Source organism: Pseudarthrobacter sp. R1, assembly GCF_024494415.1.
Lineage (GTDB): Bacteria > Actinomycetota > Actinomycetes > Actinomycetales > Micrococcaceae > Arthrobacter.
Genome location: NZ_JAMKFI010000004.1, coordinates 143927 through 168917, shown reverse-complemented (window position 1 = coordinate 168917; position 24991 = coordinate 143927). Strand labels below are relative to the sequence as shown.

Here is a 24991-nt window from a genome sequence, read left to right as displayed (position 1 = left end):
TTGTATAAGCGATTCGATAATTCAGCCGATTGGACTCCAGTGCCGCATTCCGCTCAGCCTGCCATGCTCAACGTTGATGCCTTAGGGCCCGGCCAGGAGCAGGACACTGGCCTGCCCGCCCGGATCCTGGCCAGCTTGTCCCTGGAGCAGAAGGTGGCCATGCTGCACCAGCACGCGCCCGCTGTCCCGGAGCTGGGACTGGCGTCTTTCCATACCGGTGCAGAGGCTGCGCACGGAGTTGCGTGGCTGGGCCCGGCCACGGTCTTTCCCCAGCCGGTAGGCATGGCGGCCACGTGGGATGCTGACCTGATCGAACGGCTCGGCGAGGCCACGGGCCGAGAGCTTCGCGGCAAGAAGGCGGAAGATTCCTCCGTGGGCCTGAACGTGTGGGCGCCGGTGGTGAATCCGCTCCGGCATCCGTTGTGGGGGCGAAACGAGGAAGGCTTTTCCGAGGACCCGCACCTGACGGCGGAGCTGGCCGGCGCCTATTGCCGCGGGTTGAGAGGCAAGGACCCGCACACGTGGCTGACGGTTCCCACGCTCAAGCACTTCCTCGGTTACAACAATGAGTTCGACAGGAACGTCACCTCCAGCAACCTCAGCCCGCGGGTGCTTCATGAATATGAGCTCCCCGCTTACCGCTCCCCCATTGAAGAGGGGGTGGCCGGGGCGGTGATGCTGTCCTACAACCTGGTCAACGGCAGGCCGGCCCACGTTTCGGACCTGGTGCAGTCACAGCTGCGGCAATGGCGGAACGGGGACTCCGTGGCCATCGTCACGGACGCCGGCGCCCCCGGTTCCCTCTTCCGTGCCGAGAAGTATTTCGACGGCGGCCCGGCAGCTTACGCAGCCGCGCTGCAGGCAGGGGTGGACAGCTTCACGGACGACGGCGATAACCCGGCCCCGTCCATCGCCTACCTTACCGAGGCGCTTGGGCAGGGGCTGATCAGCGAGTCTGACGTGGACCGGGCCGTCCTGCGGCTCCTCACCCTCAGGGCCAGGACTGGTGAATTTGCGCACCACCCCTACGCCTCGATCGGGCCGGAAGAAATCGGCGCGGCCGCGCACGTTCAGCTGGCACGGGAAGCGGCGGCAAAGTCCGTGGTGCTGCTGCGCAATGATGCCGGCGCCGGCATCCTGCCGCTGGGCGACGCCCCCGGCACCATCGCCGTCATCGGAAGCCTCGGATCGCGCGTCCTCAGTGACTGGTACAGCGGAACCCTGCAGGACGCCGTCAGCATCGCTGAAGGACTCACCCGCCGCTACGGCGGGACGGACGGGGCCGGCGTCGTTGCTGAAGAAGGTGCCGACGTCGTTGCCCTGCGAAGCGTCAGGACGGGCGGGTACCTGGGTGGCGGCCCGGGCGAGGTCCTCACCGCTGCCGCCACCGCACCCGGCCTGGCGGAATCGTTTACCTTGAAGGACTGGGGAGCCGGCGAGGTAACCCTTCAGTCGATGCTGACCGGCAAGTTCGTGACGGACACGGGCGACGGTTACCTTCGGGCGGAGGCAGGCCGGGTTGGCGGCTGGGTGGTGCAGGAGACCTTCCGGCTGGACCGCGCTGCTGACGGCACGGCCGCGCTGCAGCACGTCGGGACCGGAAAGTGGCTTCGGATTGAGTCAGGGACGGCCAGCGCCGCCCTGGTTCCGGACGCCGCCACGGCTGAACGGTTTGTGCTCCGGACACTCAAGTCCGGACACGAGGCCGCCCGGCAAGCCGCCGCCGAAGCGCATACCGCCGTGGTGGTTGTTGGCAATGATCCCCACCTCGGCGGCAGGGAAACGCTGGACCGCAGCACGCTGGAACTGCCGCTGGCCGAGCAGGAACTCGTCCGTGTTGTGCGTGAGGCGAACCCGCGGACAGTACTCCTGATGGTGTCCTCCTACCCCTACGCCCTGGGCGCGTTGGCTGACACTCCCGCCATCGTCTGGAGCAGCCATGGCGGGCAGGAACTGGGCGGCGGTGTGGCCGATGTCCTGAGTGGCGACGCCGAACCGACCGGGCGCCTGGCGCAGACCTGGTTTGCCCGGGATGCAGACCTGCCGGACATCCTGGACTACGACATCATCACCTCACGCTCCACCTACCTGTACAGCCGTGCCGAGCCCCTGTTCCCGCTGGGCCACGGCCTGACGTACGGCGATGTGCGGTACGGGTCCGTTGCCCTCCGCGAGATGCTTGGTGGAGGAACCACCGGCACAGACCTGGCCGAAGTAACGGTGGAATTGCGCAACGAGGGTAGCCGGCCGGCTTTCGAGCTGGTGCAGGTCTACGCATCCGCCCCCGGCCACCTTTTAGAATTCCCGCGCCGCCTGCTGGTGGGCCATCAGCGGGTGGAGGTGCCGGCCGGCGGAACAGCAACGGCCACAATCGGTGTTCCCCTGGACCGCCTGGCAACCTACAGCGCGGTGGAGGAGCGGATGCTGGTGGAGCCCGGCGCCTACCAGCTGCTGGTGGGTTCCTCGGCAGAGAACCTTCCCCTGGCAGTGCCGCTGTCAGTGCCCGGAACACCGGGCCGCGGCCGTAGCGCCGGCCGTTGGTTCCGTTCGGAAAACTTCGACTCCTGCGGGAACGTTGCCTTGGTTCCCGAGACCCGGCTGGCGGGCACTGCCGTTACCCCTGCGAACGCCGCCCGGCCCGCCTGGGTGACCTACCGCTTCTGGGGTGCAGCGGAGCCGCTACGGGAGAACGTTGTGCTGGCCGACGTCGTGTCCTGCAGCCCGGCCACACCGGGCGCCGGCTGCGTGCTCCGGGTCCAGGTGCCGGGCCCCGCCGACACCTGGAACACCATCGGCACCGCCCGTGTTTCGCCCGGTTTCAGCGGCGAGCTTCCGGTCCCGCTGTCTTCCGGTGCTTCACCGTTCGATGAAGCGCGTACCTTCCGATTGGTATTGGAAGGCGCCGTCACGGTCAGCCGGCTACAGCTGCGATAGCACCTTTACGCACCGACCATCTCGGCGTCGGTTTCCGCAAAGTCCGCTTCCTCGAACTCCACGGCTGCGACGATTTCCTGCGTGTCGGGGTTGATCATAAAGGCCTCATCGTCCTCCTCGACCATCAGGAAGTCGCCGTGGTCGGTGGAGAAGTGCCAGGCCAGGGTCTTTTCGCCGCCATGGACATAGTTGGGGTCGCCCATGGTGATCTTGACCAGCTCATACCCTGCGATGCTGCAGAGCTCGCGGATGATGATCTCGAAGTCCGGGGCGTCTTCCAAGGCCTCGGCGTCAGCCTGCGCCTGGCGCTCCGGCAGGTCCGGGATCTGCGCCACAAGCCGCTCAATGTGAGCGCCGACTTCCTCGTCGTCCAGCACCAGGAGATCGGCCTGGCCCCGCAGCCAGGCGGCATTGAGGGACGTGATGTTCTCCCGCTCGAGCAGCTCCTCAAACTCGCCGTCGAGCTCCTCCATCCGGAGGACGCCGTCGGGCGTTTCCCCTGACCCATCCAGCCCGCCGTCGAGGTAGTGCTCTTCATCTTCCTCGGACAGGTCGTCGTAAACGGCCACCGCACGGTTGAACAGGTCAAGGTGGGCGGCGGCACCCATCCCTGCCATGCCCTCGCGGATCAGCGTGTCCGTCTCGGCCCGGTCGACGGCGGTGAAGACGTACTGCGCGAAGCCGCCCTCCAGCGCCTGCGTGAGGTAAAAGTCCACGTAGTAGCCGCGGACGGCTACGGGTGACATCTCTTCGGTGCGGAGCAGGGCGGTGTGCATGGCGTCCACGATGCTGACGTTGGCCTCCACGACGTCCTCGTCGCTGGATTCGATGCTGCTGCTGGTCAGGACGACGGGCTGCTGGCTGTTAATCATGGCAATCCTCACGGCTGTTAGCGGGTGGTGCTCGTACGCTTTTCACGCTACGTGCGCCGTTCCTTCACAGCGCTGAGGGGGAAGTGAACGTCCGGCGAAGTTTGTGGGGCGGGTATGTTCGGAAAGAGAGTCACTGGGCATCAGCCGGGGATGCCACCCCTGTTGGGCCGCGCGCCGACAGATCCCCGCCTCACCAGGGTTGCGGAAAATTCAGGTATGGCAACCGGCGCCTTCCTGCCCTGGATCTGGCGAATGAGGGCTTCGGCGGCTGCCACGCCCATCTCATAGACGGGCTGGGCAATGACCGTCAGAGGAGGGGTAGTGAGGCGGGTCCAGGCAAAGTCGTCATACATCAGGAACGAGACATCGTCCGGGATCGAGAGCCCCAGGTCCTGGATTGCCTCCACCACGCTGAGTCCGATAAGCCCGTCAGACGCAATGATCGCGGTGGCAGGATCAGGCTGCTGGAGCAGTTCCCGGGTGATCTTCTTGATGGACTCCGGACCGCCGGCGTTGAGGCGCACCAGGTCCTCGGGTTGGGGAAGCCCCGCTTCTTCAAAGGCGCGCTTCATGCCGTCCCGGCGATCGGAAATTTGCGAGGATTCCAAGGGCAATCCGGCGAAGTAGGGCTCATCCGTTCGGATAGTGGAAATGAAGGCAATCCGGCTGTGCCCTTCCTGGATGAGGTAGCGGGTGGATTCATGGGAGATCGCTTCCATCTCCACCGCCACCGTGTCCACCTCCAGCCCCGGTGCCTTGCGGTCCAGGAGCACCAAGGGCCGCCCGGACTTGTGAACGCCTTCCAGGTGCCTGGTATCAACCGACGACGCCGGAGCAATGATCAGACCGTCGACGCGCTTGTCCAGCAGAACCTTCACGGCGTCGACTTCGGCCGCGGTGTCCTCATCGGTGTTGACCAGGATGACGTTAAAGCCGCTTCTCTTGGCGGTGTCGGTGATGCCCCTGGTGGCGAGGCCAAAGTGGGGATTTTCGATATCGCCCACCACCACGCCGATGGTGTTGGATTTTCCGGTGTTCATGCTCCGCGCAAGCTCGTTGGGCCGGTAGTTCAGCTCTTCCGCCGCGGCCAGCACGCGCTCCCTCACATCGTCACTGACAGCACCGTAGTTGCCCAGGGCACGTGCCGCCTGGGCTTTGGATACCTGGGCGGCCTTGGCGACGTCTGCGACTGTTATGTCGCGCCGCCGTGAAGCGTCATTACTCATGTCGGCCTTTCTTACCGGGCGCTTGACGCCCTTTTGTGGCTTGGGTTACATTCTTATCAATCGGTGTGAGTCCGGTCTCAATCGTATGGACTGAGACCGGACTCAGCAAGAGGCACCGGCAAAGCACCATCACCACGGCGGATCTTGATCCTCCATCTCCCGCTTCTCTCGATTGGAAAACTCGCTGTGTTTACTCGAAAGACTTTCCGCCCCGCAACGCTCGTTGCCGCTGCCGTCGCCGCGGTCGTGGCGCTGTCCGGCTGCGGAGCCTCCACTCCTGCTTCATCCTCGTCCGCAGACAACCCGTACGGCCTGATTGAGCCCGGCTCCATCCGTGTCGCCAGCCTGGGCGACTCCAAGCCGTACACCTTCACGGACGCCCAGGGTAAGTTCACGGGATTCGACGTCGAACTCTTTACGGACGTAGCCCGCCGGGCCGGTGTAGACAACGTGGTCTTCACCGGACAGGACTTCTCCGGCCTGCTTGCCGCCGTAGCCAACGGGCAGTTCGACGCCGGTGTCGCCGCCATCGGCATCACGGACAAGCGCAAGGAAACCGTTGATTTCTCCGACGGTTACCTGGCCGGATACCTGACCATCATCACCACCAAGACGTCCGGCATCAGCGATCCGGAAGGTCTCTCCGGCAAGCGCCTGGGCGTTGTTCAGGGCACGCTGCAGGAAGCTTACGCTGTCAAGAACTTCACCTCCGCAAACCTGGTGCGCTTCCCCGACAACAACACTGCAGTCTCGGCCGTCAACAGCGGTGCGGTCGACGCACACTTCCTGGACTACGAGGCCGCCAAGTCATACCAGGAACAGTTCGGGCTGGTGAGCGCTGCGGACATCCCGTCCTTCGACGCTCCGGCCGGCTTCGCCATCGCCAAGGGCAAGACCGAGTTCAAGGAGGCCCTGAACAAGGGCCTGGCCGAAGCCATGGAGGACGGCACCTGGAAGAAGCTCTACGAAAAGTGGTTCCCGGGCTCCCCAATGCCCGAGCAGTACCTTCCCAAGGCTGAACAAACCTCCAGCCCGGCACCCAGCAAGTAACCCTCCCAAGGTTCCGGGGGCGGCCGCCACCGGATCACCGCCGGCAGCGCCGCCCCCGTTCCACCAGCTAACAACGTCTGAGAGCAACCATGGACTGGCTCAACACCATCATCCGCACGTTCTTCGACTTCGGTGCAATGGCCGAAGTCCTGCCCCAGCTTCTGGCTGTGGGCCTCCTGAACACCCTCATCATCTCCGTCGCGGCAACTATTATCGGCGTCGTGCTCGGCATGATCGTCGCCGTTATGGGGATCTCTCCGTCCCGCTGGCTGCGTATCCCGGCCCGCATCTACACGGACCTGTTTCGGGGCCTGCCTGCCATCCTGACCATCCTGCTGATTGGCCAGGGGTTCGCCCGGCTGAGCCAGTCCATCTTCGGCCCCTCGCCCTACCCGTTGGGCATCATTGCCTTGAGCCTGATCGCCAGTGCCTACATCGGCGAGATCTTCCGCGCCGGCATCCAAAGCGTGGACAAGGGCCAGGGCGAGGCCTGCCGCGCCCTCGGGATGAGCTACGGCAAATCCATGGCTCTCGTGGTCATTCCCCAAGGCATCCGCCGCGTACTGCCGGCACTCGTGAACCAGTTCATCGCCATCGTCAAGGATTCCTCGCTCGTCTACTTCCTCGGACTGCTGGTCAGCGAGCGTGAACTCTTCCGCGTTGGCCAGGACGCCGCGGTCCTCTCCGGAAACCTCTCCCCGCTGGTGATGGCTGGCATCTTCTACCTCATCATCACCGTGCCGCTCACGCACTTGGTGAACTACTTCGACAGCCGCTTCCGGACAGGAAAGCGCCGGCCCACGGCTCCGTCCAGCGGCCTGAACGAAGTCAAGGAACTCGACGCGGCCTCGCCGCTCACTACCGGGAGCAACACATGATCACCAGCACCAGCGCCAACCCCACAGCTGACATCCAGACCTTTCACGGATCCAGCCTGGAACTGCAGAACCTGACCATGGCGTACGGGGACATCGAGGTCCTCCGCAACGTCAGCCTCACGGTGGCGCCGGGCACCACCACCTGCATCATCGGGCCCTCCGGTTCGGGCAAGTCCACCCTGCTTCGAGGCGTGAACCGCCTGCATGAGCCCAAAAGCGGCGACGTGCTCCTGGCGGGCGAGAGCGCCCTGAAGGTCAACCCCGACATTCTGCGCAGCCGGATCGGGATGGTGTTCCAGCATTTCAACCTCTTTCCGGACCACACTGCCCTGGAGAATGTGGCCCTCGCCCTCTGGAGCGTCAAGAAAATGTCCAAGGCAGAGGCACGGGAGCGCGCAAGCCGCCGCCTGGCAGAAGTGGGCCTCGCCGAACGCGCCGACCACCGGCCCCGGGACCTTTCGGGCGGACAGCAGCAGCGCGTCGCCATCGCCCGCGCTCTCGCCATGGAACCGGAGGTCATGCTCTTTGACGAGGCCACCAGCGCCCTGGACCCCGAACTCGTCAAGGGCGTCCTGACCCTCATGGCATCCCTTGCCAAGCGGGGCATGACCATGGTGGTGGTGACGCACGAAATGGGCTTCGCCCGGAAAGTCGCCGACCAGGTCGTTTTTATGGATGAAGGCGAAGTGGTTGAAGCAGGCACGCCGGCGGACATCTTCGACAACCCCAAGAGTGAACGCCTCCAGCGCTTCCTCTCGGAGGTCCTGTGATGGCAGCAGGGAGCGCGCCCATCCGTACCGCCGTCGTCGGTTTTGGGATTTCCGGACGTGTCTTCCATGCACCCCTGATCGAGGCGGACCCTTCGTATTCACTCGATGTGATAGTTACCGCCCACCCGGAACGTGCCGCCGCAGCGGCGGCCCGCTACCCGAACGCGCGGGTTGTCCCCACGGCCGAGGCCCTGTTCGCGCTCGCCGCGGACCTTGACCTGGTGGTACTGGGAACGCCTCCGGCCACCCATTTCGGGATGGCTTCGACGGCGATCGCCCACAAGCTCCATGTTGTGGTGGACAAGCCGTTCGTCACCACGTCAGCCCACGGCGAGGAGCTTTCGGCCGCCGCGGCCGAGGCCGGCGTGCATCTGACGGTCTTCCAGAACCGCCGGTGGGACGCTGATTTCCTCACTCTCAAGAAGCTCCGGGATGCGGGTGCGTTGGGCGAGGTCCGGACCTTCGAATCACGGTTCGAGTGGTGGCGCCCTGAAGGTTTCGGGAATTGGCGCGACTCTGCCACCACGGCGGAGGGCGGCGGCATCCTCCACGACCTGGGCGCCCACCTCATTGACCAGGCCATCCAGCTCTTTGGGCCGGTGGCACGCAGCTACGGCGAAACAGCCGGGCAGAGCGGAGAGCAGTCAGCACCGGAACAGGAAGCCTTTGTGTCCCTGCTGCATGATTCGGGCGTGCGCTCCCGGCTCTGGATGAACGGTGCAGCCGCACTGACGGGCCCCAGGTTCCATGTGCTCGGCTCGTCCGCCGGCTACACAAAGTGGGGACTGGACGGCCAGGAACCCGCGCTCGACGCCGGTGTCCTCCCCGGCGACCCCGCCTACGGAGTGGAACCCCAGGACTCTTGGGGGGTCCTGGGAGTGGATGGTGCAACCAGCGCCGTTCCCGCCGAGCGTGGTGCCTATCCCCAGTTCTACCGGCTCCTCGCCGATACCCTCCTGCGCGGCGCACCGGTCCCGGTTGACCCGGCAGACGCCGTCGAAGTCTTGAAAGTCATTGAAGAAGTCCATGCCCTCGCCTGACGCACCCCGTCACGGCACATTGTTGTACACAGGAAAGCGAGTCCCCATGTCCTCCACCAGCCCCAGCAGGAAAGTTGCCGTCATCGGCGGCGGAATCCTTGGTGTTTCCACTGCCGTTAACCTCCTGCGCGCAGGCGCTTCGGTAGTCCTCCTGACCGAAAGCGGCTTGACCAGCGAGGCCTCAGGCCGGTCGCTCTCGTGGCTGAATTCCGCGGGCGAACGCTCCACGCCCTACCACCAGCTGCGCATGGCAGGAGTGGACAGGTACCGCACACTGTTCGCCTCGGACCCCTCCCGCGAGTGGCTCCAGTTCGGCGGCGGCCTGATGTGGAACCCGGCAGGCCAGGCTGGCGCCACGGCTGCCCGCCACCAGTATGAGCTGGACAAGGGCTACGATTCCAAGCTGCTGGAACCGGCGGAGATCGCATCGATGGCTCCCGGCGTGGACGCCTCGGCCGTTCCCGAGAACGCGATTTTCAACCCCGGTGAAGGCTGGGTGAGCCTGCCGGATCTGGTGGAATTCCTGATGGCAGAGTTCCACGAACTCGGCGGTGAACTGGTCCTCAACGCAGGAAAAGCGTCAGTGGTGGTTGAAGGCGGGCGCGCTGTGGGCGTTCAGGCCGCTTCGGGTGCTGCGCATGATGCCGACGCCGTCCTGGTGGCTTGCGGCGCTGCGACCCCTTCAGTGGTGGCCCCCCTGGGAGTGGACATTCCCAACGGCTCACCGGTATCGATGCTGGTCATCACGAAGCCCACTGACCACGGCCTGGCGCCCGTGCTGAACACGCCGCGGGCCGCTGTCCGGCCGAACCCCGGAAACACCCTTGCCCTTGACCACGACTGGTACGAGGAGAGCATCACCGAACACGCCGACGGGACCTTCAGCATCCCTGATGACGTGGTGCAGGAACTCGCCGACGAGGCTTCCAAGCTCATCGCAGGCAACCCGGAGCTCAAGCCGGCGTCGTGGAAGATCGGCTACAAACCCATTCCGGGTGACGGCGAGCCTGTCTTCGGCGAACTCGAGAAAGTCCCCGGCTGCTTTGTCGCGTTCACCCACTCGGGGGCAACCCTCGGGCTGATTGCCGGAGAGCTCCTGGCAGGCGAAATCCTCACCGGAGCGCGGCACCCGATGCTTGAGACTTTCCGGCCGGAGCGGTTCTCCTAGTCCCGCAACTGCTGCCTGCGCGAAGTTCGTGAAGCACTGGCCGTGGCATGCTGCTGTTCTGTACAGCGGCACGCCACGGCCTTTGCTGTTCCACCCTGTTGTTTGTCCGGCCATGCCTTCCGCCCGCAAAGAAACGGCGGCACGCCCTCCCCCTCGGGCGAACTAAGATGGATCAAATAACCAACCACCGGCCCCGGCCCCGCCGTGGCCTGCTGAAAGTAGCGCGCACCATGCCATCCCAACCGGACGAGAGTGCGGCACTGGCAATACAGCCCCCCGCCATTAACGACCGTTCCCTGGCGGCCGGGCTCGCTTATGCCATGGGAAGCCGCGTCTCCGGTATTTCGTTCGACGCCGCCACCGGGCTCATGCTGGGCAAGGTCCGCGGCGGCGCGGACCTGCCCTATTCCACCACTGCCAAGCTGGTCCGCAAGGGGGGCGGCTGGAGCTGCACCGTGGGCGTGTGCAGCTGCCCGGTCCGGAAGGACTGCAAGCACGTCGCGGCACTGCTCTTCGCGGCGGAGGACAACCCGGCCACCCGCGTCCAGCTGCTTTCACCGGCCACCGCCACCCAGGTTTCGCGTGAACCATCCGCCGCCGTTTCTGACTGGGAACGCGCCCTCAGCCCGCTCATCTCACAGCCCGGCGCCGCACCGTCCAGCAACGGCGTCCCCCTGGCCCTCCAGTTCGAGATCGAGGAACCGGCACCCCACTTCTCCTACACAGGCCGCCGGGATCCGCTCCGGAGTGTCCGCCAGCTCAAGGCGCGCCCGGTGATCATGGGGGCCAAGGGCAAATGGATCCGTGGGGACGTCTCCTGGAACACGCTCAGCTACCTGAATTTCCGCCGTGAGTGCCATGAATCGCATGTGGAGTGGATGCAGGAGTTCCTGGCCGCCCACTCCGCATCGGCCAGCCGCATGCACAACTCCTCCGGCCTCTGGCTGGGGCTGAACACCTACTCCGGAAAAAACCTGTGGAGCCTGCTGGCCGATGCCAGGAAGATCGGACTGGCGCTGGTCCACTCGCGCGGCACGGAGCCGGTGCGGCTCGCGGAGTCCCCCGCCGCCGTCGGGCTCAACCTGGGACGGTACGGCACTGATGCTGACAGGGACGGTACCGACGGCGGGCTGGAGCTTGCGCCCACCGTCACCGTTGAGGGTGTTGAGGTGGATCCGGCGTCGATTGGAACCATCGGCCGGCCGGCGCATGGAATTTTTGTCATCACGGGAGAGGCTGCTCTGCCTGGCGTCCCGGACCCTGACGGCATCATCACGCTGGCGCCACTGGAAGGCGGCCTGAGCGAGGAACTGCTGTCGTTCGTGACGGCGGGCAGCACCCTCCACATCCCGGCCAAGGACGAGTCTCGCTTCCTCACCGGCTTCTACCCCAAGCTGAAGCAGACGGCCCGGGTCACTGCCCGCGACGAGTCCGTTGAGCTGCCCACCCTGGCTGTCCCCACACTCTCCCTGCTGGCGAACTACGGTGCTGACCACCGGGTGCGCCTGCACTGGGAATGGCACTACAAAACGGGCAACCTGGTCACGGCCCAACCACTGTGGCGGCACCCCGGTGACCATGGCTACCGCGACGACACCGCCGAGGCCCGGATCCTTGAAGGCATCGGCCAGCCGTGGGACGTGGTGCCCGCCCTGGGGGAATCCGCCACCGGCGGCTGGGGCACTCCCCGGCTCGCGGCGTCCGTGGAGCTGAAGGGCCTGGACACGCTCGCGTTCACTGAGGAAGTGCTGCCCCGCCTGCGCCAGGCCCCCGACGTCGACGTGGACACCGTGGGCGACATCGCCGACTACCGTGAGGCTGAGGAAGCGCCGGTGGTTTCCATCTCCACCAAAGCCACGGAACAGCGCGACTGGTTCGACCTCGGCATCCAGATCACTCTTGAGGGCCAGCCGGTTTCATTCGCCGCGGTGTTCTCCGCACTGGCCGCGGGACAAACCAAGATGTTGCTGCCCAGCGGCGCCTACTTCTCCCTGGACCTGCCCGAACTGCACCAGCTGCGGGCCCTGATCGAAGAGGCCCGCTCCCTGCAGGACAACAAGGACGCGCCCCTGCAAATCAGCCGGTTCCAGGCAGGACTGTGGGACGAGCTGGCCCAGCTCGGGATTGTTGACGAACAGGCGGCGGCCTGGCGCTCGGCGGTGGGCGGCCTGCTCGAGGGCGGCGTGGACGGCCTGCCGCTGCCCGCCACCCTGAACGCGGAGCTGCGCCCCTACCAGCTGGAGGGCTTCAACTGGCTCACGTTTCTGTACCGGCACAGCCTGGGCGGGATCCTTGCGGACGACATGGGCCTCGGCAAGACCGTACAGGCCCTCGCCCTGATGTGCGCGGCGAAGGAACTGGCCCTGGCCAGTGCTGGAAGCAGCAACGCGTCCGACGACGGCGCCGGCCGCGCGGGTGATAACTCCGCCGAGGGCGTCGCAGCAGCAAGCCAGCCCGACGCCGTCGCTCCCTTCTTGGTGGTTGCCCCCACCAGCGTGGTGGGCAACTGGGCACTGGAAGCAGCGCGCTTCGCGCCCGGGTTGAAGGTCCAGGCGGTCGGTGAGACGTTCGGAAAGAGCGGGCAGGACGTGGCTGCGGCACTGGCCGGGGCCGACATCGTGATCACCTCCTACGCCCTGTTCCGCATCGACTACGACGCGTACGCCTCACGTGAATGGTCCGGCCTGGTGCTGGATGAGGCCCAGTTCGTGAAGAACCACCAGTCCAAGGCGTACCAGTGCGCCCGCAAACTGCCGGCGGCCTTCAAGCTCGCCATCACCGGCACCCCGCTGGAAAACAACCTCATGGAGTTCTGGGCGCTTACCTCGATCGTCGCCCCGGGCCTGTTTTCCAGTCCCAAGCGTTTCGCCGAGTACTACCAGAAGCCGGTGGAGAAAAACGGCGACAAGGGGCAACTGGACAAGCTCCGCCGTCGGGTCCGCCCGCTGATGATGCGGCGCACCAAGGACCAAGTCATCAAGGACTTGCCGCCGAAGCAGGAGCAGATCCTGGAAGTGGTGCTGAACCCGCGCCACCAAAAGGTGTACCAGACCCACCTGCAGCGCGAACGGCAGAAGATCCTGGGGCTGATCGAGGACGTCAACAAGAACCGCTTCACCATCTTCCAGTCGCTGACCCTGCTGCGGCAGCTCAGCCTTGACGCCTCGCTGGTGGATCCCGCGCTTTCGTCAGTCCGCTCAAGCAAGCTGGACGTGCTGTTTGAACAGCTTGAGGACCTGGTCGCGGAAGGCCACCGGGCCCTGATCTTCAGCCAGTTCACCGGGTTCCTGGGCAAGGTCCGGGAGCGGCTGGACGAGGAGAAGATCGAGTACTGCTACCTCGACGGCGGCACCCGCAACCGTGCCGACGTGGTCAGCGAGTTCAAGAACGGCACGGCACCGGTATTCCTGATTTCGCTGAAGGCCGGCGGGTTTGGGTTGAACCTTACCGAGGCCGACTATGTGTTCCTGCTGGATCCCTGGTGGAACCCCGCTTCCGAGGCGCAGGCGGTGGACCGCACCCACCGGATTGGGCAGGCCCGGAACGTGATGGTCTACCGGCTCGTGGCCAAGGACACCATCGAGGAAAAGGTCATGGCGCTCAAGGCCCGAAAGTCGCAGTTGTTCGCCGACGTGATGGAAGGCGACGCCCTGGCCGGCGGCGCCATCACGGCCGAAGACCTTGCAGGGCTGTTCCAGGAGTAGGGCAAGGTCTTTCAGACACGTGCGCTTCATCCGCATATGCTGGACAGCAAACGAAAACTACAACGTTGGAGAAGCGCGTGTCGCAACAGCAAGTAAACGCCCTCAAGCCCCTGCGCCCGGATGCCTTCACCAGTCCCTACCGCGACCCCGTCTGGGACGGGCCCACGGACCCCATCCTGGTTCCGGACCAACTCACCGGCGAGTGGGTGCTGTTCTACACCCAGCGGCGTGCCACGGTGCCGGGGCTGACCGGAGTCGAGTGGGTTCACGGCACAGCCATCGGCGTTGCGAGGTCCTCCGACGGCGGACGGAGCTGGAGATACCAAGGCACCGTGGGCGGCCTGGTGCCTCCGGAAACGGAACAGCCGGCTACTCTCTGGGCTCCCGACGTCGTAAGAATTGGCGAACGTTGGATCATGTACCTGACCGTGCTCGGCGGGGTACGGACTGACTGGACCGGCACCGCGTCCATCGTCCAGTTTGCCAGCCACGACCTCGTGACGTGGGAGTACCTCGGCGCAGTCGATCTGGATTCCCCGCGGGTCATCGATGCCGCCGTGGCACTCTGCGGGGATGGCCGCTACCGCCTCTGGTACAAGGACGAAGCCCACGGCTCCAACACGTACAGCGCGGTCAGCGACACACCTCAGGACCCGTCGTCGTGGGTTCTTGAAGGACTCACCATTCCCGGCCGCCCGCATGAAGGGCCCAAGGTCTTCCAGCTCGAGGGGACCTACTGGATGATCGTTGATGAATGGCGGGGCCAGGCGGTCTACCGTTCTGAGAACGCCGCCGGCGGCTGGGTCCGGCAGGAACACCTGGGCGGGCTCATCCTGACGCAACCGGAGCACGTGGGCGGCAGGCCCGTCGTCGGACGCCATGCTGATGTGGTGCTGCTTCCAGCCGGGGAGGACGGCAGGGAACGCGCCCTGCTGGTCTACTTCACCCACCCGCATTGGGGCGGCGAAGACATCGACACCATGGCACCCGACCCCAAGACCCGCCTCAGCCACGTCCGGGCGGCGCTCTTGGAAGTCCGTGGCGGCAACCTGGTCTGCGACGAGCCCTGATCATCGAACAGCCCTCCCGCGCGGGAAGCAAGACAAAGGGCCAAACCCTGGAACTATAAGCCGGCTGCTGCCGGCACCGGTCCAAGGTTTGGCCCTCTGCCTGACGCGTACTTCGGGCACCCCCGCCCGGACTTCTCAAATACCCGTCAGGTCCGCTGCGGCGAGCCGAGCTCCACCGGATCTTCGTCCGTCAGGTACGCCAGTTCGGAGTGGGCGGCGAGGTCAATGCCGCGCATTTCGTCCTCGGGATGGATGCGCAGGCCAATAGTCTTGTCCAGGATCTTCGCCAGGATCCAGGTGATGCCAAAGGAGTAAGCCAGCACCGTGACCGTTGCGAGGGCCTGGACACCGAGGAGTTCGACGCCGCCGCCATAGAACAGTCCGTTGACGGCGTTGGGTGCGGCGTCGGTAGCAAACAGGCCGATGAGCAGCGTGCCGAGGATGCCGCCCACCAGGTGGACGCCTACGACGTCGAGCGAATCGTCATAGCCCAGGCGGAACTTCAGCTCGATGGCCAGCGAGCAGACGGCCCCGGCGATTGCACCGATGGCCACCGCGCCGAGGGGGCTCACGGCGCCACAGGCGGGAGTGATGGCAACCAGTGCGGAGATCAGGCCGGACGCTGCACCCATGCTGGTGGCTGCGCCGCGGCGGAGGCGCTCCACGAGTGCCCAGGCAAGAAGGCCTGCCGAAGCTGCAACAGCTGTGTTAAGGAAAACCACCGACGCCGACTGGCCGGCGGAAAGTGCGGAGCCGGCGTTGAACCCGAACCAGCCCACCCACAGCAGTCCGGCGCCGATGAGCACCAGCGGACGGCTGTGCGGCTTCGCGTGTTCCACCTTGGGCCAGCCTGAGCTTTTGCCCAGGACGAGTGCCAGAGCCAGGGCAGCTGCGCCGGCGTTCATGTGCACAGCGGTTCCGCCGGCGAAGTCGATGGCCTTGATGCCGCTGGCGATCCAGCCGCCGGTGACACTGCCATCAGCGGAGGAGAAGGCGAACACCCAGTGTGCGATGGGGAAATAGACAATGGTGGCCCAGATGCCGGCGAACAGCATCCACGCGCCGAACTTCATCCGCCCGGCTGCGGCTCCGGCAACCAGGGCTGTGGTGACGCAGGCGAAGAACAGCTGGAACGCGGCGAACAGGACCACCGGGATGGAAGCACCCTCGTCCGCCGGGAGCAGCTGCGCCATACCCGGAAATTCCGTGACGTCTCCGATGAGCCCCAGGCCGGCTACCGAATTTCCGAAGGCCATCGAGTATCCGAAGAGCGCCCAGAGGACGGCCACCAGGCTGGCCCCGCCGAAGCACATCATCATCATGTTAAGAATGCGGCGCGACCCCACCATGCCCCCATAAAACAGGGCCAAGGCGGGGATCATCATGCAGACCAGCGCGGAACTGGCCAGAATCCAAGCGACATTTCCCGAATCCATGGGAAACCCCTTTCGTGATGCGAGGAGAGAACGCCAAATCGCCCGTTGGAGCCACTCCGGAGGAGGGACGCGGAGTCAGTACCACGTTCATCGGAGGGCAGCTATTGCCGTCTGGTTCCAACTGTATGGCGGCCGTTTCGGGGTGGGTTTCCGGTGTGTTAAATGATGGTTTCAGTCATTGACGCGCGAGTTTCAGGCGTCACGCTGAGCGCAGACTCCCCCCGGGCATGCGGGAGCAAGGGCCGGAAGAGCTACTTGGCAGAGACGGCCAGGAACTTGATGGGCAGGTCGAGCAGCTCCAGCGGACCGTGCGGGCCCTCACCGTCCAGCAGCAGCGAATCCCCCGGCTCCATGGCGTACTCGTAGGCGCCGTGGCCGTACACCATCTTCCCGGAAAGCATGTAGATGAATTCCGTTCCCGGGTGCTGGAACAGGGGAAAAACATCGGAGGCGTCGGTAAGTGTCACCAGGGTGGGTTCGAGCGCGTCCGTCCGGCCCTTGAGCGTACCCAGGACCCGGTATTCGTGGCCGTGCTGGGTGCCGCTTCGGACGGTCAGGCTCCCCTGGCCGCTTTTGGTGAAGGTGGCGTCCCGGTCTGTGTCAGCGCCACGGAACAACGCGGTCACGGGAATCTTCAGGCCGTCCGCCAGCCGCTGCAGCGTGGTCAGCGAACAGGAGGTGGTGGCCGTTTCGATCCTTGAGATCATGGCCTTGGACAGGCCCGTGCGGGCAGCAAGCTCCGCCGAGGACAGACCATTGGCGGTGCGGTAATGCCGGACCTGCCTGGCAATGACCTGCTCCAATTTCCCCGGGGCGGCTGCGTCGTCCGGGGACCCACCGGCGCCGGTTCCGACTCCCGAGGGCTTCCCGACGGCGGCACCCGCCTCGGCAGCATCGGCGGCGGTGTCCGCCGCGTCGGTTCCGTCCGGGGCGTGATTGGTCATAGGAGCCATCATAGGTGCGCCCCGCCGGGCCGCCTCCGGCCGTCCGGCTCGTGCAGCGTCGGCGCCGTAGCCAAGGTTCCGGCGCCTGCCTACAGTTTTGGTAGGACATGGGAGTGAAAGGAAGACCGGTGCGGACCGTAACTTATGGTGCAGCATGCAGCCTTGACGGATTCATCGCCGGTAGCGATGGCGCCCTCGACTGGCTCCATTTCAGCCGTGACGTCGAGGAAGTGATGGGCGCGTACTGGTCCACCGTGGACGCCGTGCTGATGGGCCGGAAGACTTGGGAATTCGCGGCGACCCAAGGCATGGGTGGGGAGTCAGGCGGCGACTCAGGCCAGGGCAAACCGTCGGCAAGTAACGACGACAGCGGCATCCCGGCTGTTGCCACCTACCTCTTTTCACGCACGCTGACGGAACCCCAGCCCGGAGTGGAACTCGTCTCTTCCGACGCGGCCGGCTTCGTCAAGCATCTCAAGGATCAGCCGGGCAAGGGCATCTGCCTGATGGGCGGCGGGGAACTTGCGGGCTCGCTCTTCGAGGCTGGCCTGATAGATGAGATCAGCCTCAATGTGCATCCCGTGCTGCTTGGTTCAGGCGTCCCGTTTTTCCAGCAAACGCGCCGCATTGCCCTCGAACTGGCAGAGGCACGCACCATCGCCGGCGGCTGTGTCCTGATGACGTACCGGGTGCGGAACTAAAGCAAAGAATTCGCCCGCCCTATCCGACCACACACGCCTCACCCAGCAGCCCTGCCAGTGAGTCCGCGAGCGCGACGGCGCCCGCCTCCGCGTCCCAGTCCTCCACCAGCTCCTCGGGCGAGTGCGAGACGCCCGTGGGGTTGCGGACAAACAGCATCGCGGTGGGGATCTGCGAGCTGAGGACTCCGGCGTCGTGCCCTGCCCCGGTGTCCAGGACAGGAGCATCCGGCAGCAGGGCCTGAAGCCGGTCCCGCAGACCGCCGTCGAAATGCACCGTGGGGCTCAGCGACTCGGTGGTCAGGCTGGCCGTGCACCCCTCTTCGGCTGCCATCAGCTCGGCGTTCAGCCCGATGGCTTCCACCAGCGCGGCAGTGACGGAGTCGTTCGGGTGCCGGACGTCAATCCACAAGTCCACCCGGGAGGCGATCACGTTGGTCCCCCCGGGTACCGGCTGCAGCCGGCCCACGGTGGCCCTGGCGTCACGGTACTTCCGGGCTGTGTCGCGGATGCTGACCATGATTTTGCCCGCGGCGATCATCGGGTCCCTGCGGCCGGCCATAAGGGTTGTCCCTGCATGGTTTCCCTGCCCGGAGATGGTCAATTTCCACCGGCCGTGACCCAGGATCGATGACCCGATGGCCACCGGCTGGTGCAGGTCGATCAGTCCCCGGCCCTGCTCAACGTGCAGTTCCACGAAGAGACCGAGCTGCTGGAGGGTTGTGTAGTCCGCACCGATCAGCCGGGGATCCTGGCCGTTGGCTGACGCGATGTCGGCATACGTGTTGCCGTCCGCGTCTTTCAGCCGGCGCGCCTTGTCGGGGGCAAGCTCCCCGGTAAGTAGGCGGGATCCAAGGCAAGCGACACCGAACCGCGAGCCTTCCTCTTCGGGGAAGACGGCAATCGCCAGGGGCCGCCGCGGCCGGAACCGGCGGGCTTTCAAAATGTCGACGGCGACCAGGGCCGATGCTACTCCCAGCGGCCCGTCGTACTCACCGCCGCCAGGGACGGAATCGAGGTGGCTTCCGGTAACCACGGCGTCCTTCCGGGTACCAGCGGTGGTGTCCCACCAGGCCCAGATAATCCCGTTGTGGTCAGTATCGACGTCCAGCCCCCGCCGTCCGGCCTGCTCTACAAACCAGTTGCGCAGTTCGGTTTCCGCGCCAGAGAACACCGGGCGTGAGTAGCCTCCACGGTTCCTGTCCCGTCCGACGTCGGAAATGTCCCTAAGGAGGCTGCTCACCGAGGTAGTGGTAGGCGCCGTGGCGGAGGGGACAGCAGGGGTTTCCTGGAGCGGCAGGGTGGCGGGAGGCAGCGAAGCGGTCACGAAGTTCCTTAGGTGGTTTTGGTGCGCGGAGGGTGCGTGTTCAGCGGCCGCCGGCAGGCACCGTCGCAGAACGGAAGCGATCCGGGACGCTGCCGGTGCCGGTGCCGGTAACCAGGCCTGCAGCCCACTGCCCGATGAGCGGCGCGAACTTGGCGCCGTGCCCCGAGCAGGGCGACAGGACGGTGAGGTTGTCGATGCGGTCGATGAGAAAGTCCTCATGGGGAGTGTTGGTGAACAGGCACGTCGTCTCGGCGTAGGGTTCCGGGTCAAGGCCAGGCAGGTAGCGCTGCACGTAGTCCACCACCCGACGGCGGTTGGCCGGGTCCACTTCTCCGGTCTGCTTCGCCGCGGAAGGGATGAACTTGCCGCCGTTGTACTCCGCTACCTTCTGGCCCGCAAAGCCTGCGTCCCGTCCGCCGGGAAGCCCGTAGGCCTGGATGTCGGCAGCTTTATGAATGAAGGTGGGCCACTGGCCCGCGCTTTCAGGATCCCGGTACCGGAAGTGGAACGCCTGCTCCTGCCGGACGGTAATCTCCGGAAGCCCGGCCACGAAGCCCGACGGAAGGGACAGCTGCCCCAGCAGCCCGGGCAGCCAGCCACCGGCGCTGATGACCACGTTTCCGGCGTCGAACGTTTGCCCTGTGGAGGAGAACAGGCGGTAGCCTGCGCCTTGGCGTTCAATACTGCGCAGGGTCCAGCCGGTCAGCACCTCTGCGCCGTTGCGGACGGCCAGCGCAACCATGGCATTTACGGCGGTTTCGGCGTCGATGACACCGGCGCCGGGGTGCCAGAGAACCTCTGTGTCGAAGGCGAGCTGCGGCCAGCGTGCCCGGGCCTCGGAGGCGGACAGGAGTTCGTGCTCTATGCCTTCGCCGGAAAGCACGGATGCCAGAAGCCGCGGATTGCGTTCGGGGCCGTAGTCCACGGCACCAGCAGGGCTGATGAGTGCGGTGTCGGTGTCCTGGGCGAGCCCGTCCCACAGCGCCTTGGATTCCAGGACCGCCCGCGTATAGAAGGGGTCCGGGTAGGCGTAGCGGAAGATCCGCGCCGACCCGTGGGAGCTGCCGTCGTGGCTGGCCGGGACGTTGCGCTCCAGGATGGTGACCTGGTGACCGCGGGCCGCGAGCTGCCAGGCGGTGGCGGCGCCGGCCAGGCCCGCGCCCACCACCACATAGTCGGAGGAGTCAGCCATGGGCATGCCTAGCCTGCACCGGGGATCCACGAGGTGCCGGCCAACGGCACGCGTGCCATGGCTGACGCTTCGATGGTGAGCGCCACCAGGTCCTCGGGTTCCAGGTTGTGCAGGTGCGACTTTCCGCAGGCCCGGGCAATGGTCTGGGCCTCCATCGTCAGGACGCGGAGGTAGTTCGCCAGGCGCTTACCGGCCGCCACCGGGTCCAGCCGGGAAGCGAGCTCCGGGTCCTGGGTGGTGATGCCGGCGGGGTCGCGGCCGTCCTGGAAATCGTCATAGAACCCGGCGGCGGAGCCAAGCGCGGAGTATTCGGCGGCGTAGCGGGGATCATTGTCGCCCAGGGCGATCAGCGCCGCCGTGCCGACGGCGACGGCGTCAGCACCCAGGGCCATTGCCTTGGCGACGTCGGCCCCGGTGCGGATGCCGCCGGAAACAATGAGCTGGACCTTCCGGTGCACGCCGAGTTCCTGCAGCGCCTGGACGGCCTGCGGGATGGCGGCGAGGGTGGGGATACCGACGTTTTCGATGAACACCTGCTGCGTGGCAGCGGTCCCGCCCTGCATGCCGTCCACCACCACCACGTCCGCGCCGGACTTCACCGCGAGTGCCGTGTCATAGTACGGGCGGGAGGCGCCGATCTTCACGTAAATGGGGGTCTTCCAGTCGGTGATTTCCCGCAGTTCGCCGATCTTGATTTCGAGGTCGTCCGGGCCGGTCCAGTCCGGGTGTCGGCTCGCCGAGCGCTGGTCGATACCCACCGGAAGAGTGCGCATTCCGGCCACGCGTTCGGTGATCTTTTGGCCCAGGAGCATCCCGCCGCCGCCGGGCTTGGCACCCTGGCCCAGCACGATTTCGATGGCGTCGGCCTTGCGCAGGTCGTCCGGGTTCATGCCGTAACGCGACGGCAGGTACTGGTACACGAGGTGCTTGGACTGGCCGCGCTCCTCAGGCGTCATGCCGCCGTCGCCCGTTGTGGTGGAAGTGCCTACCTCCGAAGCGCCGCGGCCCAGCGCCTCCTTGGCGTTGGCGGACAGTGCGCCGAAGCTCATGCCGGCGATGGTCACCGGGGTCTGCAGGTGCAGCGGCTTGCTGGCGTGCCGGTCGCCGAGGACCACGTCGGTATCGCACTTTTCGCGGTAGCCCTCCAGCGGGTAACGGGACATGGAGGCGCCTAGGAAGAGCAGGTCGTCAAAGTGCGGGACTTTGCGCTTGGCGCCCCAGCCGCGGATGTCGTAGACGCCGGTGGCGGCGGCGCGCTGGATATCGGCGATGGCGGCGCGGTCGAACGTGGCGGATTCGCGCAGGCCCAATTCGGCGATGTTTTGCGGTTGGGCGTTGTAAGTGGACGCTGCAGCAGGAGCAGGAACGGAGGTGATGGTCATGGTGGGCTCCTAGTACTGCGTCGAGTTGTCGACGTGGAAGTGGTAGAGGTTCCGGGCTGAGCCGTAGCGCTTGAAGTCGGCAGGGTTGTCGGTGCGGCCGGCGGCGGCCAGCAGCTCCGCGAGTTCGGCCAGGTGTTCTTCCTTCAGCGGCTTTTCGACGCAGTCCGCACCGAGCGAGGCGACGGTGCCCTTGACGTAGATCCGGGCCTCGTAGATGGAGTCGCCGAGTGCGTCGCCGGCGTCACCGCAGACCACCAGCCGGCCGGCCTGCGCCATAAACGCGGACATGTGGCCGATGTTGCCGCCCACCACGATGTCCACGCCCTTCATGGAGATACCGCAGCGGGCCCCGGCGTTGCCGTCGATGACCACCAGGCCGCCGTGGCCGGTGGCCGCGGCTGATTGGGAGGCATCTCCCGTGACGTGGACCCTGCCGGACATAATGTTCTCCGCCAGTCCGACGCCGGCATTGCCGTTGATGGTCACGTCGCCTTTTTGGTGCATCCCGGCTGCGTAGTAGCCGGCGTGGCCTTCGATGGTCACCTGGATGTCCGCATCGATGCCGACGGCCAGGCTGTGCTTGCCGCCGGGGTTGGTGACGGTCCATGATTGACCGTCTGCGGCGTTATGGATGGTTTGGTTGAGTTCACGAACCGGGCTGGCGGCGAGGTCGAGGACTGTTGGGTCCGCGGCAGCGGCTGCGGTGCCGGCTGTCGGGGAAAACGTTTCGGGGGCTGTCAGAGTGACCATGTGTAGACCTTTCCGGGTTCCGGTTCGAAGATGCGGGCGTTGTTGATGCCGGGCAGGCCGGCCAGGGCACGGTATTCGGAGGCCATGGCCACGTAGTCGTCCGTTTCGGCGATGATGGCCGGCTTGCAGGCGATGGGGTCCCGGACCACGGCCATGCTGTCCGCGGTGGTGACCACCAGGGTGTAGAAGCCGTCTAGGACCTTGCCCAGGTTCACCAGTGCTTCCTCGAGGGTGTCGCCCTGCTTCAGCCGGGAAGCGACATAGCGGGCGCCCACTTCGGTGTCGTTTTCGGAATCGAACACCACGCCTTCGCGCAAGAGGCCCCGCCGCACAGTGGCGTGGTTGGAGAACGAGCCGTTATGGACCAGGCAGAGGTCATCTGCCACGGAGAAGGGGTGTGAGCCGCCGGCGGTGACTGCGGATTCGGTGGCCATCCGGGTGTGGGACAGCCCCTGGCTTCCGGCCATTGCCTCGAGGCCGTGCTCGGCGGCGATCTCCATCGGATGGCCCACGCTCTTCATCACGGCCACATGCTCGCCGCGGCCAATGATGGTGGCGGCCGGGAGGGTTTCGGTGACGGCCTTCACCAGCAGGTCAGTCCCGACGGCGGCGCTCACCAGGGTGGTATCGCCCACCACCTGAACTGCTGCGGCGGAGTCAGCTGGAAGCATTGCCGAGACCCCTGCGGTGATCGCCGCCGGCGTCATGCCCTGGTCCCTGCCCAAAAGGCTAAGCGTCGAAGTTCCTTCCTTGACCAGGCCTGGGGTGTTGTAAACGGCGAGGCCGGCCGAGTCCGGTCCGCGGTCCACGATCTGGCAAAGCATCGAGGACAGCAGGCTGCCCATCCGGGGGTGCAGCGAGGGGTTGCGCAACTGCAGCGCGGCGATTCCGCACATGGTGGTCCTTTGCTTGGTATGAGGGTTGGGGGTAGTGGCCAGAGAGAAGCTGGGTTAGATCGACGTCAAATACGTGCGGATTTCCCAGTCGCTGACCTGGTTGTGCCAGCTCAGGAATTCCTCCTCCTTGGCATCCGCGTAGTACTTGCCGATTTCCGCATCCCCGCTGAGGCTGGCCAGGATCACGGGGTCCTTCCGAAGCGCTTCCACTGCATGGAGCAGGGTGGCCGGAAGCAAGTGGGCATCCGGCTTGGACTCCCCCGGACCCGACGGCAGCCCGGGGTCTAGCGATTTCTCCACACCGTCAAGCCCTGCAGCGACGGCAGTGGCGATGGCCAGGTACGGGTTTGCAGAACCATCGCCGGAGCGCAGCTCGATCCGCTTGTTGTCAGGCACCCGGATCATGTGGGTGCGGTCGTTCCCGCCGAAGGAAGCCTTCCGCGGAGACCACGTGGCACCGGATGAACTGGTAGTGGCGCCGGTCCGCTTGTAGGAGTTAACGGTAGGTGCCAGGAACGCCTGCAGGGCAGGGGCGTGGTCGAGGATGCCCGCAATGAATGCATAGGCGAGCCCTGACAGCCCAAGGCCCCCGCCGCCGTCGTCCGCCTTGTTCCCGTCAGCCGGGAACAGCGCCTCGGCGCCGGACCACAGGGACAGGTGGAAGTGCAGGCCGGTGCCTGTGCGGTCCGTGAAGGGCTTTGGCATAAAGGTGGCGGTCATGCCGCGCTGTTCGGCCAGGATGTTCAGGATGTAGCGGAGGGTGACAACGCGGTCCGCCGTGGTGAGCGCATCCGCGTAGTTGAAGTTCTGCTCAAACTGGCCGGCGGCGTCCTCGTGGTCGTTGGCGTAGTTGCCCCAGCCCAGGCCGTTCATGGCATCGGAAATGGAGGTGAGGTGCTCATACATGCGGGTCACACCGCGGGCGTCGTAGCAGGGCCGGGGTGAATCGTCCCGGTCATCGGCGGTACTCAACGTCCCGTCGTCGTTCTTCTTCACCAGGAAGTACTCCACTTCCGCCCCCACCTTGGCCTGCATCCCCATGCTCCCGAGGCGGGCCAGGGTGTTTTTCAGGATCACCCGCGGGGCGTAGGGCCAGGGCTTGCCGTCGACGTGCGGGTCGCAGTGGATGATGGCCAGCCCCTCCTTGATGAAGGGAACCGGCGTGAAGGAGGCAAGGTCCGGCACCGCGATCAGGTCCGAATCCTGCGGCTTCTGTCCCATCAGGCCAGCGGCATAACCGGCGAAGCCCATGGCACCGCTTTCCAGCTCGTCCGCGGCCTCCACCGGGACCAGCTTCGCGCACGGCTTCCCGGTCATATCCACAAATGTGGCCAGGAGGAAGCGGACGTCGTGGGCTTTTGCAATGTCCCGCAGGGTAATCGTGGGGCTTTCGGGCCGGGGAACGGTTTGCTGATTTTGGGCCTCTGCCTGGGCGGTTACAGCAGGGGTTGCGACACTCGTCATCGGAACGTTCCTGTTCGGTCAGTGTTAGCTACTAGTAAACCTTGTTGCATCAGAGTAGCCAAATGCACGTTTCGGGCGTCGTGCCGGCATGTTAATTGGAGGTTTCACAATTGCTGGAAAACATAGGTGACCAGCTGTGACCGAGCCCGATCAAGCCTGTTCGGATTGCTTGTAACAGCACAACGCCGCC

At 65.7% G+C, this 24991-nt stretch carries 19 protein-coding genes; 9 read left to right on the top strand and 10 right to left on the bottom strand.

The features are described from left to right. Positions 1–63 precede the first annotated feature (63 nt). A complete protein-coding gene (locus M8J71_RS03825) occupies positions 64–2934 on the top strand; it encodes a glycoside hydrolase family 3 C-terminal domain-containing protein (protein WP_256246674.1) in 2871 nt (956 codons plus the stop codon). Positions 2935–2939: 5 nt separating this feature from the next. Here the strand turns inward: M8J71_RS03825 and M8J71_RS03820 are convergent, their stop codons facing one another. Both M8J71_RS03820 and M8J71_RS03815 read right to left on the bottom strand, forming a co-directional pair. Continuing rightward, positions 2940–3806, bottom strand: a complete 867-nt coding sequence (locus M8J71_RS03820) for a DMP19 family protein (protein ID WP_256246673.1) — start codon at positions 3804–3806, stop codon at positions 2940–2942. Between the two features lie 140 nt (positions 3807–3946). Then, the gene (locus M8J71_RS03815; RefSeq protein ID WP_256246672.1) at positions 3947–5032 is read right to left on the bottom strand and encodes a LacI family DNA-binding transcriptional regulator; all 1086 of its coding nucleotides are present in this window, start codon (positions 5030–5032) and stop codon (positions 3947–3949) included. A gap of 186 nt (positions 5033–5218) precedes the next feature. Here M8J71_RS03815 and M8J71_RS03810 point away from each other — a divergent pair, with 186 nt between their 5' ends. The 7 genes from M8J71_RS03810 (at position 5219) to M8J71_RS03780 (ending at position 14712) form a co-directional block, all read left to right on the top strand. Further along, on the top strand, positions 5219–6082 hold the full coding sequence (locus M8J71_RS03810; RefSeq protein WP_163167825.1) for an ABC transporter substrate-binding protein: 864 nt from the start codon (positions 5219–5221) through the stop codon (positions 6080–6082). Positions 6083–6171: 89 nt separating this feature from the next. Further along, positions 6172–6960 carry an amino acid ABC transporter permease gene (locus tag M8J71_RS03805; protein WP_163167823.1) on the top strand — a complete coding sequence of 263 codons (789 nt, stop codon included), beginning with the start codon at positions 6172–6174 and terminating at the stop codon, positions 6958–6960. Further along, a complete protein-coding gene (locus M8J71_RS03800) occupies positions 6957–7730 on the top strand; it encodes an amino acid ABC transporter ATP-binding protein (protein WP_163167821.1) in 774 nt (257 codons plus the stop codon). The genes M8J71_RS03805 and M8J71_RS03800 overlap by 4 nt, the downstream gene beginning before the upstream one ends. Then, entirely contained in the window at positions 7730–8770 is a 1041-nt protein-coding gene (locus M8J71_RS03795) for a Gfo/Idh/MocA family protein (protein ID WP_256246671.1), read from the top strand. The genes M8J71_RS03800 and M8J71_RS03795 overlap by 1 nt, the downstream gene beginning before the upstream one ends. A gap of 46 nt (positions 8771–8816) precedes the next feature. Further along, entirely contained in the window at positions 8817–9938 is a 1122-nt protein-coding gene (locus M8J71_RS03790; RefSeq protein WP_256246670.1) for an NAD(P)/FAD-dependent oxidoreductase, read from the top strand. 230 nt (positions 9939–10168) lie between these two features. Beyond that, positions 10169–13642 carry a DEAD/DEAH box helicase gene (locus tag M8J71_RS03785; RefSeq protein WP_256246669.1) on the top strand — a complete coding sequence of 1158 codons (3474 nt, stop codon included), beginning with the start codon at positions 10169–10171 and terminating at the stop codon, positions 13640–13642. A gap of 77 nt (positions 13643–13719) precedes the next feature. Beyond that, a complete protein-coding gene (locus tag M8J71_RS03780) occupies positions 13720–14712 on the top strand; it encodes a glycoside hydrolase (RefSeq protein WP_256246668.1) in 993 nt (330 codons plus the stop codon). 146 nt (positions 14713–14858) lie between these two features. Here M8J71_RS03780 and M8J71_RS03775 read toward each other — a convergent pair whose 3' ends face one another. Beyond that, a complete protein-coding gene (locus M8J71_RS03775; RefSeq protein WP_256246667.1) occupies positions 14859–16148 on the bottom strand; it encodes an ammonium transporter in 1290 nt (429 codons plus the stop codon). A gap of 251 nt (positions 16149–16399) precedes the next feature. Continuing rightward, positions 16400–17092 carry a helix-turn-helix domain-containing protein gene (locus tag M8J71_RS03770; protein WP_256246666.1) on the bottom strand — a complete coding sequence of 231 codons (693 nt, stop codon included), beginning with the start codon at positions 17090–17092 and terminating at the stop codon, positions 16400–16402. Between the two features lie 128 nt (positions 17093–17220). On the opposite strand from M8J71_RS03770, the gene M8J71_RS03765 reads away from it, so the two are divergent. Continuing rightward, positions 17221–17793, top strand: a complete 573-nt coding sequence (locus M8J71_RS03765) for a dihydrofolate reductase family protein (RefSeq protein ID WP_256246665.1) — start codon at positions 17221–17223, stop codon at positions 17791–17793. Positions 17794–17812: 19 nt separating this feature from the next. On the opposite strand, the gene M8J71_RS03760 is transcribed toward M8J71_RS03765, so the two are convergent. The 6 genes from M8J71_RS03760 to glnT form a co-directional block, all read right to left on the bottom strand. Beyond that, on the bottom strand, positions 17813–19090 hold the full coding sequence (locus M8J71_RS03760; protein WP_256246759.1) for an allantoate amidohydrolase: 1278 nt from the start codon (positions 19088–19090) through the stop codon (positions 17813–17815). Positions 19091–19157: 67 nt separating this feature from the next. Then, entirely contained in the window at positions 19158–20309 is a 1152-nt protein-coding gene (locus tag M8J71_RS03755) for an FAD-dependent oxidoreductase (protein ID WP_256246664.1), read from the bottom strand. Positions 20310–20317: 8 nt separating this feature from the next. Next, positions 20318–21691 (bottom strand): FMN-binding glutamate synthase family protein, encoded by a 1374-nt coding sequence (locus M8J71_RS03750; protein WP_256246663.1) that lies wholly within the window; start codon positions 21689–21691, stop codon positions 20318–20320. Positions 21692–21700: 9 nt separating this feature from the next. Continuing rightward, complete coding sequence (locus tag M8J71_RS03745) at positions 21701–22441, bottom strand: protein glxC (RefSeq protein ID WP_256246662.1); 741 nt, start codon at positions 22439–22441, stop codon at positions 21701–21703. Continuing rightward, the gene (locus tag M8J71_RS03740; protein WP_256246661.1) at positions 22429–23337 is read right to left on the bottom strand and encodes a glutamine amidotransferase; all 909 of its coding nucleotides are present in this window, start codon (positions 23335–23337) and stop codon (positions 22429–22431) included. The genes M8J71_RS03745 and M8J71_RS03740 overlap by 13 nt, the downstream gene beginning before the upstream one ends. 54 nt (positions 23338–23391) lie before the next feature. Then, positions 23392–24801 carry a type III glutamate--ammonia ligase gene (gene glnT, locus M8J71_RS03735; protein ID WP_256246660.1) on the bottom strand — a complete coding sequence of 470 codons (1410 nt, stop codon included), beginning with the start codon at positions 24799–24801 and terminating at the stop codon, positions 23392–23394. Between the last annotated feature and the right edge of the window lie 190 nt (positions 24802–24991).